Source organism: Agromyces sp. PvR057 (genome assembly GCF_040547485.1).
In the GTDB taxonomy this organism is placed as follows: domain Bacteria; phylum Actinomycetota; class Actinomycetes; order Actinomycetales; family Microbacteriaceae; genus Agromyces.
Map to the genome: position 1 here is coordinate 511,930 of NZ_JBEPPT010000001.1, position 12,008 is coordinate 523,937.

Genomic DNA, 12,008 nt, shown 5'->3' on the forward strand with positions numbered 1-12,008 from the left:
TCGGAGCATCCTCCGGAGTGCGCTCCCGTGCGACCGTGAACGACCCCGCGCGACCTGCCGTCTCCGACCGCCTCGCCGGCGCTGCCCGAGTGGCGGTGACCGCGTGAGCAGCTATGGACCCCAGCTCGAAGTCGCCATCGCGCGTGTGCGTACCGAGGTGGCGAAGCTGCATGCCGAGTTGACGCGGTACGGCCTGGTGGTGTGGACGGGTGGCAATGTCAGTGGTCGGGTTCCGGGTGCTGAGTTGTTCGTGATCAAGCCGTCGGGTGTGAGCTATGACGATCTGGCGCCGGAGAACATGATCCTGTGCGATCTGGACGGCAATGTGATCGAGGGCACGCCTGGTGCCGAGCGCAGCCCGTCGAGCGATACGGCGGCGCATGCGTACGTGTATCGGAACATGCCCGAGGTCGGTGGTGTGGTGCACACGCATTCGACGTATGCGGTGGCGTGGGCGGCACGCAATGAGGAGATCCCGTGCGTGATCACGGCGATGGCCGATGAGTTCGGCGGTCCGATTCCGGTGGGTCCGTTCGCGATCATCGGTGATGACTCGATCGGTCGGGGCATCGTGGAGACCCTGTCGGGGCATCGCTCGCGTGCGGTGTTGATGGCCAACCACGGCCCGTTCACGATCGGCACGTCGGCGAAGGATGCGGTCAAGGCTGCGGTGATGGTCGAGGATGTCGCGCGCACGGTGCACCTGGCGCGTGAGGCGGGCCCGTTGGTGCCGATCCCGCAGGACTCGATCGACCGGTTGTACGACCGGTACCAGAACGTCTACGGACAGAGCACCGACGCCCGACGAACACCCTCACGGGCCTGACGGCGCAGACCAGAGCACGACCCGCGCCGACGGCGCACAACTCAACAACACAAGCTTGCGGCATCCGTTTCTCGGGTGTCGCGGGGGAGCGGCGTTCATGGACACCGCCGCTCCGACTGTCACCAAGACGATGACGTCCATGAATGACACAGTGAAAGGAAACACCGTGAAGAACACGAAGAAGGTGCTTCTCGCAACGATGGCGGCAGCTTCCATGCTCGCACTCGCGGCGTGCTCGGGCGGCTCCGGCGACAGCGGGAGCGGCGACGGCGGCGGCGACGGCGGCCTGATCGGCGTCGCGATGCCGACCAAGAGCTCCGAGCGCTGGATCCAGGACGGCGACGCCGTCAAGGCGCAGCTCGAGGACCAGGGCTTCAAGGTCGACCTGCAGTACGCAGAGGACGACATCCCCACGCAGGTCTCGCAGATCGAGAACATGATCACCAAGGGTGCAGAGGCCCTGATCATCGCGTCGATCGACGGCACCACGCTCTCGCAGGTGCTCCAGGACGCGGCTGACGCCGACATCCCGGTCATCGCCTACGACCGCCTCATCCGCGACTCCGAGAACGTGGACTACTACGCCTCGTTCGACAACTACGTCGTCGGCGTGCAGCAGGCCACCTCGCTGCTGAACGGCCTCGGCCTGACCGACCTCGAGGGCGCGCCGGCTGCCGACGCACCCGCCGGTCCGTTCAACATCGAGCTGTTCGCCGGTTCGCCCGACGACAACAACGCCACGTTCTTCTGGAACGGCGCGATCGACACGCTCCAGCCGCTGATCGATGACGGCACCCTCGTCGTCAAGTCGGGTCAGACCGAGTTCGAGCAGGCTGCAACCCTCCGCTGGGACGGCGAGGTCGCTCAGGAGCGCATGGAGAACATCCTGACCTCGACGTACTCCGACGGCTCGACGGTCAACGCCGTGCTCTCCCCGTACGACGGCCTCTCGCGCGGCATCATCTCGGCTCTGACCGACGCCGGGTACACGGTCGGCGAGGGCTGGCCGATCATCTCGGGCCAGGACGCCGAGCTCGACTCGGTCAAGGCGATCAACTCGGGTGAGCAGTACGCGACCATCTTCAAGGACACCCGCCAGCTGGCAGAGGTCGCCGTGAACATGGCCGCCGCGATCCTGAACGGCGACGACGTCGAGGTCAACAACGAGACCGACTACGACAACGGCGTGAAGGTCGTCCCCTCGTACCTGCTCGAGTCGCAGATCGTCGTCAAGGACAACATCACCGAGGTCCTGGTCGACAGCGGCTACTGGACCGAAGAGGAAATCAAGGGCTGATCGACCCAACCGGGTTGACCCGCTGATGGGATGACGCGGCCGGAGCCTGGGGCGGGAGTAGTCTCGCCTCAGGTCCGGCCGCGGCATCCGCGTCCGACAGGGCACCGGCGATGAAGCAGGAGCGAATATGACCACCAACATTCTCGAGATGCGCGGCATCACGAAGACCTTCCCCGGCGTGAAGGCACTGTCCAACGTGACCATCGAGGTCGAGCGCGGCGAAGTCCACGCGATCTGCGGTGAGAACGGCGCGGGCAAGTCCACGCTGATGAAGGTGCTTTCCGGCGTCTACCCCCACGGCACCTATGACGGCGACATCGTCTTCGAGAACGAGACGGTCGAGTTCAAGGACCTGACGGACAGCGAAGCCAAGGGCATCGTCATCATCCACCAGGAACTCGCGCTCAGCCCGTACCTGTCGATCGCCGAGAACATCTTCCTCAACAACGAGTTGAAGGGCCGCGGCGGGCTCATCGACTGGAACAAGACGAACTTCGAGGCGTCGAAGCTCCTCGCTCGCGTCGGCCTCCGCGAGAACCCGACGACCAAGATCATGGACATCGGCGTCGGCAAGCAGCAGCTCGTCGAGATCGCGAAGGCGCTCTCGAAGGAGGTGAAGCTCCTCATCCTCGACGAGCCCACCGCCGCGCTGAACGACGAGGACTCCGATCACCTGCTCGACCTGATCCTGCACCTGAAGGGGCAGGGCATCACGTCGATCATCATCAGCCACAAGCTCAACGAGATCAAGAAGGTCGCCGACTCCGTCACGGTCATCCGCGACGGCAAGACGATCGAGACGATCGCGAAGCAGGAGGTGACGGAGGACCGCATCATCAAGGACATGGTCGGCCGTGACCTCGAGCACCGGTACCCCGACCACACCCCGAACCTCGGCGACGAACTGCTCCGGGTCGAGGACTGGACGGCGCACCACCCCCAGGACCCCTCGCGCGTCGTGGTCGACAACGTCAACCTCAACGTGCGCGCCGGCGAGATCGTCGGCATCGCCGGCCTCATGGGCGCCGGACGCACCGAGTTCGCGATGAGCCTGTTCGGCCAGAGCTACGGCTCGCGCATCTCGGGCAAGGTGTTCCTGCGCGGCAAGGAGATCAAGACCCGAACGGTCTCCGAGGCCATCGACCAGGGCATCGCGTACGCGACCGAGGACCGCAAGACGTACGGCCTGAACCTCATCGAGGACATCAAGCGCAACATCTCGATGGCGTCGCTGAAGAAGCTCGAGAGGTTCGGCCTCGTGCACGACAACGAGGAGTACAAGGTCGCCACCGAGTTCAAGCAGTCGATGAACATCAAGGCGCCCAACGTCCTGGTGAAGACCGGCAAGCTCTCGGGCGGCAACCAGCAGAAGGTCGTGCTGTCGAAGTGGATCTACTCCGACCCCGACGTGCTCATCCTCGATGAGCCCACGCGAGGCATCGACGTCGGTGCCAAGTACGAGATCTACACGATCATCAACAAGCTCGCCGCGCAGGGCAAGGGCATCATCGTCATCTCGTCCGAGCTGCCCGAACTGCTCGGCATCTGCGACCGCGTGTACGCCCTCTCCGAGGGTCGTATCACCGGCGAGCTCCCCATCGCCGAGGCTACGCCCGAGTCGATGCTCAAGCTCATGACCATGGAAAAGCCGCGCTGACGCCCGGGCGCGCGCGAATCACAGGAGACCCCATGTCCAACCCATCTCAGGTCCCGACCACCGAGTCGATCCAGGCCGGCGGCAACGTGAACCCGCCGACCAACAAGTTCACCGAGCGCATCAGCCACGTGCTGGCAGACCTCGGTAAGAACGGCATCTTCATCGCGCTCATCGCGGTGGTCGTGCTGTTCGCCATCCTCACGGATGGCATCCTGCTGCGCCCGCAGAACATCTCCAACCTCGTGGTGCAGAACGGGTACATCCTCGTTCTCGCCATCGGCATGGTGATGGTCATCATCGCGGGCCACATCGACCTGTCGGTCGGTTCGGTCGCCGCCTTCGTCGGCGCCTGCTCGGGCGTGTTCGCCGTGCAGTGGGGCCTGCCGTGGTGGCTGTCGGTGATCCTCTCGCTCGGCATCGGCGCGCTCGTCGGCGTCTGGCAGGGCTTCTGGATCGCGTTCGTCGGCATCCCGGCGTTCATCGTGACGCTGGCCGGCATGCTCATCTTCCGCGGCCTCGCGCTCGTCGTGCTCGGCAACGCGAACATCGGCTCGTTCCCGGCCGAGTACCGTGCCCTCGGCAACGGCTTCCTCACCGACCTGTTCGGCGAGTTCGAGATCGATCCCCTGACGCTCGGCGTCGGTGCGATCGCGATCATCGCGCTCATCGTGCAGCAGGTGCGCACGCGCCGCGGTCGTGCGAAGTACGGCCAGGATGTCGAGCCCCTCGTGTGGTTCGTCATCAAGCTGGTCCTCATCTCGGCCGCGATCGGCTACTTCGCCTACTCGCTGGCACAGTACAAGGGCATCCCGATCACGCTGATCATCCTCGCGGTGCTGATCCTCGTCTACGGCGTGGTCATGAACCGCACGGTCTTCGGCCGTCACATCTACGCGATCGGCGGCAACCGACACGCGGCGGAGCTCTCGGGCATCAAGACGCGTCGCGTCGACTTCTGGCTGTTCGTCAACATGGGCACGCTCGCCGCGCTCGCCGGCCTCATCTTCACGGCCCGCCTGAACCTCGCAGGTCCGAAGGCCGGTGACGGCTTCGAGCTCGAGGCGATCTCGGCGGCCTTCATCGGCGGCGCGGCGGTGCAGGGCGGTGTCGGCACCATCGGCGGCGCGATCATCGGTGGTCTGATCATCGGCGTGCTGAACAACGGCATGTCGATCATGGGCATCGGCATCGAGTGGCAGCAGGTCGTCAAGGGCCTCGTGCTGCTGCTCGCGGTCGCCTTCGACGTCTACAACCGTCGTCGCTCCGGCGGTCGTTGAGTGAGGCCGAGCCTCACGGCGTGACCTGAACGAAGGGGCGGATGCTGCGGCATCCGCCCCTTCGTCGTGCGCAGGGCGAGCGGATGCCGCGGGCAGCCCGCCGCGGTCGGTGCGCGTCGGGCGCGGCCGACCCTCGCCTGTCAGGCCTTGGGCGCGGGGCGCGGTGCGGTGTCGCTGCGGCCGTAGAGGAAGAGCAGGATCTCGGCGGCCGTGCCCTGCAGCACGGGCCCGTGTCCGAAGCTCCAGTCGGCGTCGGTCGCGGCGAGCGTGCAGCCGCGGGTCACGGCCTTGATCTCGGTGGGGGCCTCGAGGGCACGGCGCAGGGCCACGGCCCCTGAGGCGCGCTCGGGCACTGCGATCGGCACGCCGATCGAGGCCGCGACGTCGACGGCCGCGATGACGGCCTCGGCGAGGGCGCCGATACCGGTCTGCACGGTGTCATCGTCGTTGCCGGCGGCCGTGGCATCCCGCAGTCGGGCGAGGGCCGCGACGAGCGCGGTGGGCGAACCGTCGGCGGATGCCGCGGCGCGACGCGCGATCGCGAGCTCGGCGGCCGCGGCGCTGAAGCCCTGCTCGGCGAGCGACCGGGCGCTCGTGCGCCAGCGTTCGCGCCGGGAGGTCGAGAGTCGCCACGCGAGGTGCGCGACGACCTCGTTCACGCTCCAGTCCGGGCGGCGGCTCGCGCTCGCCCACGCGGCGTCGGGCAGCGGCGCGAGCGCGGCGGTGAGTGCGCCGAGCACGTCGGCGAGCTCGACGTTCCACGTGGTCGTCACGGCGGACTCGTCGTGCGTCGGCCGGTTCGAGAGCGGCAGATAGCGCGAGAGGTCGGACATGCATGCAGCCTACGCGCGTGGGCGCGGCGCGGCATCCGCCTTCGTCCGCCCCGAGGGAGCGCATGGCCGCCGTCGCCGCGGCGACGCGGGCGCGCCGACCCCGGCCTACGCCTGCGCCTGCGCGCCCTGCGACCAGGCGGGCAGCTCCTGCAGGGTCCAGCGGTTGCCGTCGGGATCGCTCAGCGTGATGAAGCGGCCCCAGGCCTGCTCGTCGACGCCCTCGCATTCGACGCCCTTGGCGCGGAGGTCCGCGAGTACGGCGTCGGCGTCGGCGATGACCACTTGGATCACGTCGAGGGAGCCCGGCTCCAGGGTGGCGCCGAGGCCCTCGCCGATCGCGATCGAGCAGGCCGAGCCTGGCGGGGTCAACTGCACGAAGCGCAGGTCGTCGCTGACGCGCTGGTCGTGGTCTGCGTTGAACCCGAGCTTGTCGACGTAGAACGCCTTCGCGCGGTCGACGTCGCTGACGGGCACGTGGATGAGTTCGATCTTCCAGTCCATGGCGGTGTGACTCCTCAAGAGGGTTTCGGCGATCCGTTCCATCGAATCGCCTGGGGCCAGTCTCGCCAAGCATCCGGTCGGTTCCTGTCCGGAATGTTCGGCGAGGTTCGAGGGCTTCCGGATGCCGCGGGCGGCCGGTGGGAGGATGGACGCATGCCACTGCACATCACCGGAGACCCCGCCGCCGACGAACTGCTGAGCGACGACGCGTTCGCGCTGCTCACGGGCATGCTGCTCGACCAGCAGGTCACCATGGAGTCCGCCTTCGCCGGGCCCGTGAAGATCCGCGACCGCGTCGGATCGATCGATCCCGTCGTGATCGCGGAGGTCGCGCCCGACGCCTTCGTCGAGGCGTTCAAGCAGACGCCGGCCGTGCACCGGTTCCCCGGATCCATGGCCGAGCGCGTGCAGACCCTCGCCGCCGCGGTGCGCGACGAGTGGGGCGGCGACGCGACGGCGATCTGGACCCGCGGCGAGCCGACGGGCGCCGAGGTGCTGAAGCGCCTCAAGGCGCTGCCCGGGTTCGGCGACCAGAAGGCCCGCATCTTCCTGGCGCTGCTCGGCAAGCAGTGCGGGCTCGAGGCATCCGGATGGCGCGAGGCCGCCGGCCCCTACGGCGAGGCCGACGCGTACCGGTCCGTCGCCGACATCGTCGACCCCGAGTCGCTCGCCAGGGTGCGCGCCACGAAGCAGGCCGCGAAGGCCGCGGCCAAGGCCGCCAAGGGCTGACGGGCGTCGGCGCGGCGACCGCTCGCCCCTCGGGTCGGCGGTCGCCGCGGCATCCGCTCGCCCGGCACCATACCTGCGAGGGATGCCGCAACCGCCCCGTGGAGGGATGTGCGCGCCGAGCGTGCGTGCCAGAGTGACGGCATGGTCACCGCATCACGACCGGGTCCGCCCGTTCCGCCTCCGCCGCCCTCGCCCTCGGCCGTCGCCGCAACGCGCCCCGGTGCCGCGCGCCCCGGCGCAGACCGGCCGGACGCGACCCGCCGGGCCGGCGCATTCGCCGGTCCCTCGCTCGGCGTCGAACCGAAGACGGTCATGTGGGTGCTGGCAGTGTTCGTCGCGGTCGTGCTCTACGCCGTGTCGGTGCCGATCGACGCGGCGGTGTACCACGTGCACGTCGCCGCCGCCTTCGGCATCGCGCTCGTGCAGGTGGGGTCGCTGCTGCTCGCCATGTGGAACGGCTGGGCGGCCGCCGCCGCGTTCCTCGCCGGGCAGGCGGCGTTCGGGCTGCTCGGCTCAGCGGATCCGGGCCTGCCGTGGCCGGTGACGGTGCCCCAGCTGATCCTGCTGTGCGCGCTGCTCGCGCTGATGGTGCTGCGCGGTTCGACGCAGGCGGCGGTCGCGCTCTGGGCCGGGGCCATCGTGCTGCCGCTCGCGATCGCGTTCGTGCCCGGCCACGGTGCCACGCCCGACGGCGTGGTCGCGAACCTCGTCACGAGCGGCGCCGTGAGCGCCCTCGTGCTGGGCGCGGCGCTCGCGGTCACGGCGGGTCGGGCCAGGCTCGACGCCGCGCTCGACGAGGAGCGCCGGTCGAGTGCGGTGGAGCACGAGCGCCGGCTGGTCGCCGAGGAGCGCACGCGCATCGCCCGCGAGATGCACGACGTGATCGCGCACGGCATGTCGATCATCCAGGTGCAGGCGTCGAGCGCGCCCTACCGGCTCACGGGCCTCGACGAGGCGGCGACGGCCGAGTTCGCCGAGATCGCGGCATCCGCCCGGTCGGCGATGGCCGAGATGCGGGCGCTGCTCGGCGTGCTGCGCGACCCCGCCGGCGAACCGGAGACGGCACCGCAGCCGGGGCTCGCCGAACTGCCCGGCCTCGTCGCGAGCGTCGAACGCGCCGGCGTGCCGGTGTCGCTCGAGGTGGCGCCCGGTCTGGTCGACGGCGGGCCGGCCGCCCGTGCCGCCTACCGCATCGTGCAGGAGTCGCTGAGCAACGTGCTGCGGCATGCACCAGGTGCGGCGACCCTCGTGAGCGTCGATCGCGCGGCCGGTCCGCGCGCGGGCCTCGACCTCGTCGTGCGCAACGCGCCGAGTGCGCCGGATGCCGCGGGCGGCGCCGGTGCGACCGGAGCAGGGGGAACGGCCGACCCGTCCGCCGCCCGCCGGGAGCCCGGGGCGGGCCACGGTCTCATCGGCATGCGCGAGCGCGTGCGGATGCTCGGTGGCAGGATCGAGAGCGGAGAGACCCTCGACGGCGGTTTCGAGGTGCGCGCCTCGCTGCCGCTGGCCGCCGATGCCGCGGATGCCGCGGATGCCGGCGACGGGGGCGGCGCGCGTGCCGACGCGGACAGGCTGGGGGACTCGTGACGATCTCGGTGCTCATCGCCGACGACCAGGCGATGGTGCGCGCCGGATTCGCCGCGGTGCTCGACGCGCACGAGGGCATCCGCGTCGTCGGCCAGGCGGCCGACGGCGCCGAGGCCGTGCTGCTCGCCCACGAACTGCGCCCCGACGTCGTCGTCATGGACGTGCGCATGCCGGGCATGAACGGCATCGACGCGACGCGAGCGCTGCAGACGCCGCCGCGTTCGAGCGACTACGTGCCGCGCGTACTGATGCTGACGACGTTCGACATCGACGACTACGTCTATGCGGCGCTCCGGGCCGGCGCGAGCGGCTTCCTGCTGAAGGACGCCCTGCCGGCCGACGTCGTGAACGCCGTGCGGGTCATCGCGGGCGGCGAGGCGCTCCTCGCGCCGAGCGTCACGCGCCGCCTCATCGAGGACGTCGCCCGTTCGACGCCCGCCCCGCGCATCGACGAGCACCTGCTCTCGGCGCTGACGGCCCGCGAGCGCGAGGTGCTCGTGCTCATCGCCCAGGGGCGCTCGAACCAGGAGATCGCCGGCGACCTCTTCATCGCCGAGCAGACCGTGAAGACGCACGTCGGCAAGATCCTCGCCAAGCTGCACCTGCGCGATCGCGTGCACGCCGTCGTCTTCGCCTACGACACCGGCCTGGTGCAGCCCGGCCGCTGACCCGGCGCTGCGTCGCGGCATCCGCTCGCCCGTACCGGGGTAGGGGTGCGAACCGCACCGGCGGGTGATGCCCGCGCAGGCACCGCGTTCGTAGCCTGCCCGCACGGGCGGAGGTGCCGCCCCGGGAGGAGCGTCATCGTGACGCTGAACGCAGAGCGCATCGCCGTGGTGGGGCGGGAGCCGACCCGAGTCCGCAGCCGGAAGCCGTCGGGCCCGACCGGGCGCGAGCCGTCCGGCCCGCGCCGGGATGCCGCGATCGACGCCGCCCGGGCCGCGTGCCTCGTCGTGGTGTTCGCGCTGCACGCCATGATGGTGGGGGTCAGCGTCGGCGCCGCCGGCCCGGTGCTCGAGAACGCGCTCGAGCACTGGTCGGGCTTCGCGGCCGCCACGTGGTTCGTGCAGATCATGCCCCTCTTCTTCGTGATCGGCGGCTACTCGGCCTGGTCGCAGTGGCGGCGCATGCAGGAGCGTGGGGCGGACGCCGCGACTTACGTGCGCGGTCGCCTCGCCCGCCTCGTGCGGCCCGCGATCGCCCTCGTCGCCGTCGTCGGGCTCGCGCTCGCCGTGCTGGCCGCCGCCGGCCTGCCCGCCGAGGTCGTCGCCACCGCCGGATACCGCATCGGGCAGCCGCTGTGGTTCCTCGCCGTGTACCTGGCCTGCACGTCGCTCGTGCCGCTCATGGCGCGCGCGCATGCGCGGCATCCGTTCACGACCGTCGTGGTGCTGGTCGCGATCGTCGCCGCGGTCGACATCGCGCGGATGACCACCGGCATCGAGGCGATCGGCTTCGCCAACCTGCTCGCGGTGTGGCTGCTCGTGCAGCAGGGCGGGTTCTTCCTCGCCGACGGCGCCGTCGACCGGATGCCGCGTGCCGCTCGTCTCTGGGCCGCGCTCGCCGCATTCGTGGTGCTCCTCGCGCTGACGGGCGCCGGACCGTACTCGCCCGACCTGCTCATGAACCTCAACCCGCCCACGGTGTGCCTCGTGGTGCTCGGCGTCGCCCAGCTCGCGCTGTTCTCGCTCGTACGTCCGGCGCTGCGGCGATGGGCAGAGCGGCCGCGACCCGCCCGTGCGATCGCGAGCTTCGGGGAGTGGGGCATGACCCTGTACCTCTGGCACATGCCCGCGTTCATCGTGCTGGCCGGGATGCTGCTCTGGCTGAACGACGCCGTCGGGCTCGCGCTGCCCGTGCCGCTCGAGCCCGAGTGGTGGGCGACCCGCGCGATCTGGCTCGTCGCGGCTGCCGTCGTGACCGCGGGCCTGGTTCTGGTGTTCCGACGCTGGGAGCGCGGCGCCTCGGCTGCGGTGACGGCGGTGCGTGTCGGACGGCTGGCCGCAGTGCGGGTGCCCGTCGCGGTCGCGGCCGTCAGCGGCATCCTGGGCGTGGGCCTGGTGCTCGTCTTCGGCTTCGGCGTGTGGATCGCGCTCGCCGCGCTCGTGCTGCTCGCCGTGGCGCTCCGCGGGGCCCGCGAGCCGGTCGGGACCGAGCGCCGAAACTCGCCTCGGAACGGGCCGCGCGACACGCGCACGACGCCCGCGGCGATGTCGGTGGGTGGTGGCAGCATGGAGGCACAACACAACATGTAGGGGTCGTCGCATCCTGCACCCCCCAAGTGTCGTTCTCGGCGACACGCCCGGGGTTCCATCCACAAGCTGCGAATCGAGACGGTTTCCGACTGTGGATAACCTCAGCGGCCTCCGCGAGAATCCGCGGATCACCGGGGCATCCGATTGGGGATGGACTGTGGATGAAGCGGTGGAAAACTACAGGAATGTAATTACTGCATGTTGTGCCGGGTGAGTTCGCCAGCCACTAGATGTAGTATTGAACTCGCTAGAAATCACGGGGGCGGGCTCCTCCGGAGCCTGAAGAAGAACAGGGGAGAACATGACGGTCACGGTCTACACCAAGCCTTCCTGCGTGCAGTGCAACGCGACGTATCGCGCACTCGACAGCAAGGGCATCGAGTACGAAGTGCTCGACGTCTCGACTGACGAGACGGCACTCGCACAGGTCAAGGAGCTGGGCTACCTGCAGGCCCCGGTCGTCATCACCGACGAAGACCACTGGTCGGGCTTCCGCCCCGACAAGATCGCTGAGCTCGCCTCGCGCCTGGGCTGATCCTCGACCCGCATGGCACCGGTGAGCTCCGCGGAGTGAACCGAAGCCGCGGAGGGAGAGCACCCAGCATGACGAATCTCGTCTACTTCTCGAGCGTGTCGGGCAACACCGCACGCTTCATCGAGAAACTCGGACGCCCGGCCGATCGCATCCCGCTGCTCGCGAAGGACGCGCCGCTCGTGGCATCCGAACCCTACGTGCTCGTGCTGCCCACCTACGGTGGCGGCGACGGCAACGGCGCGGTGCCCAAGCAGGTCATCCGGTTCCTCAACGACGAGCACAACCGGTCACTGATCCGCGGGGTCATCGGCGCCGGCAACACGAACTTCGGCACGGGCTACTGCCTGGCCGCAGACATCATCGCGGCCAAATGCCATGTGCCGCCGCTGTATCGCTTCGAAGTATTCGGAACACCTGACGACGTGAACGCCGTCAACGAGGGATTGGACGCATTTTGGTCAACTCAGCAACTTCTGACAGCGGTGTAGCCGTGATCGACGCGCCGCGCGTG

Annotated in this window: 12 protein-coding genes; 10 read left to right on the forward strand and 2 right to left on the reverse strand. The window is 69.5% G+C overall.

Translation table 11 applies throughout. From position 1 onward, the window contains the following. Window positions 1-103 precede the first annotated feature (103 nt). From ABIC29_RS02315 to mmsB, 4 genes are all read left to right on the forward strand, one after another. Complete coding sequence (locus ABIC29_RS02315; RefSeq protein ID WP_116080667.1) at window positions 104-826, forward strand: L-ribulose-5-phosphate 4-epimerase; 723 nt, start codon at window positions 104-106, stop codon at window positions 824-826. A 199-nt stretch (window positions 827-1,025) separates the two neighbouring features. Beyond that, window positions 1,026-2,123 (forward strand): multiple monosaccharide ABC transporter substrate-binding protein, encoded by a 1,098-nt coding sequence (chvE, locus tag ABIC29_RS02320; protein WP_116082238.1) that lies wholly within the window; start codon window positions 1,026-1,028, stop codon window positions 2,121-2,123. Between the two features lie 127 nt (window positions 2,124-2,250). Beyond that, window positions 2,251-3,780 carry a multiple monosaccharide ABC transporter ATP-binding protein gene (gene mmsA / locus ABIC29_RS02325; protein WP_116080668.1) on the forward strand — a complete coding sequence of 510 codons (1,530 nt, stop codon included), beginning with the start codon at window positions 2,251-2,253 and terminating at the stop codon, window positions 3,778-3,780. 32 nt (window positions 3,781-3,812) lie between these two features. Further along, window positions 3,813-5,057, forward strand: coding sequence for a multiple monosaccharide ABC transporter permease (mmsB, locus tag ABIC29_RS02330; protein ID WP_116080669.1), 1,245 nt, complete (start codon window positions 3,813-3,815; stop codon window positions 5,055-5,057). Between the two features lie 140 nt (window positions 5,058-5,197). Here mmsB and ABIC29_RS02335 read toward each other — a convergent pair whose 3' ends face one another. Together ABIC29_RS02335 and ABIC29_RS02340 are read right to left on the reverse strand one after the other, a co-directional pair. Next, window positions 5,198-5,890: a maleylpyruvate isomerase family mycothiol-dependent enzyme gene (locus tag ABIC29_RS02335; RefSeq protein ID WP_116080670.1), complete on the reverse strand. Its 693-nt coding sequence runs from the start codon at window positions 5,888-5,890 to the stop codon at window positions 5,198-5,200. 105 nt (window positions 5,891-5,995) lie between these two features. Next, entirely contained in the window at window positions 5,996-6,391 is a 396-nt protein-coding gene (locus ABIC29_RS02340; RefSeq protein ID WP_354242353.1) for a glyoxalase superfamily protein, read from the reverse strand. A gap of 153 nt (window positions 6,392-6,544) precedes the next feature. Between ABIC29_RS02340 and ABIC29_RS02345 the strand changes: the two genes are divergently transcribed. The 6 genes from ABIC29_RS02345 to nrdI all read left to right on the forward strand — a co-directional run bounded on the left by ABIC29_RS02345 (window position 6,545) and on the right by nrdI (window position 11,985). Beyond that, entirely contained in the window at window positions 6,545-7,120 is a 576-nt protein-coding gene (locus tag ABIC29_RS02345; RefSeq protein WP_116080672.1) for an HhH-GPD-type base excision DNA repair protein, read from the forward strand. Window positions 7,121-7,261: 141 nt separating this feature from the next. Further along, window positions 7,262-8,707: a sensor histidine kinase gene (locus tag ABIC29_RS02350; protein ID WP_354242356.1), complete on the forward strand. Its 1,446-nt coding sequence runs from the start codon at window positions 7,262-7,264 to the stop codon at window positions 8,705-8,707. Then, window positions 8,704-9,375, forward strand: coding sequence for a response regulator (locus ABIC29_RS02355; RefSeq protein WP_116080674.1), 672 nt, complete (start codon window positions 8,704-8,706; stop codon window positions 9,373-9,375). Before ABIC29_RS02350 ends, ABIC29_RS02355 begins: the two co-directional genes overlap by 4 nt. A gap of 138 nt (window positions 9,376-9,513) precedes the next feature. After that, on the forward strand, window positions 9,514-10,962 hold the full coding sequence (locus ABIC29_RS02360) for an acyltransferase family protein (RefSeq protein WP_158551737.1): 1,449 nt from the start codon (window positions 9,514-9,516) through the stop codon (window positions 10,960-10,962). Window positions 10,963-11,263: 301 nt separating this feature from the next. Next, window positions 11,264-11,497, forward strand: a complete 234-nt coding sequence (gene nrdH / locus ABIC29_RS02365) for a glutaredoxin-like protein NrdH (RefSeq protein ID WP_157425962.1) — start codon at window positions 11,264-11,266, stop codon at window positions 11,495-11,497. A 68-nt stretch (window positions 11,498-11,565) separates the two neighbouring features. Continuing rightward, complete coding sequence (gene nrdI, locus ABIC29_RS02370) at window positions 11,566-11,985, forward strand: class Ib ribonucleoside-diphosphate reductase assembly flavoprotein NrdI (protein WP_354242361.1); 420 nt, start codon at window positions 11,566-11,568, stop codon at window positions 11,983-11,985. The last annotated feature ends 23 nt before the right edge of the window (window positions 11,986-12,008 follow it).

Coding starts and splice junctions, on each gene's coding strand:
- chvE (WP_116082238.1), top strand. CDS start 1,026: ATGGCGGCAGCTTCCATGCTCGCACTCGCGGCGTGCTCGGGCGGCTCC.
- mmsA (WP_116080668.1), top strand. CDS start 2,251: ATGACCACCAACATTCTCGAGATGCGCGGCATCACGAAGACCTTCCCC.
- mmsB (WP_116080669.1), top strand. CDS start 3,813: ATGTCCAACCCATCTCAGGTCCCGACCACCGAGTCGATCCAGGCCGGC.
- ABIC29_RS02335 (WP_116080670.1), bottom strand. CDS start 5,890: ATGTCCGACCTCTCGCGCTATCTGCCGCTCTCGAACCGGCCGACGCAC.
- ABIC29_RS02340 (WP_354242353.1), bottom strand. CDS start 6,391: ATGGACTGGAAGATCGAACTCATCCACGTGCCCGTCAGCGACGTCGAC.
- ABIC29_RS02345 (WP_116080672.1), top strand. CDS start 6,545: ATGCCACTGCACATCACCGGAGACCCCGCCGCCGACGAACTGCTGAGC.
- ABIC29_RS02350 (WP_354242356.1), top strand. CDS start 7,262: ATGGTCACCGCATCACGACCGGGTCCGCCCGTTCCGCCTCCGCCGCCC.
- nrdH (WP_157425962.1), top strand. CDS start 11,264: ATGACGGTCACGGTCTACACCAAGCCTTCCTGCGTGCAGTGCAACGCG.
- nrdI (WP_354242361.1), top strand. CDS start 11,566: ATGACGAATCTCGTCTACTTCTCGAGCGTGTCGGGCAACACCGCACGC.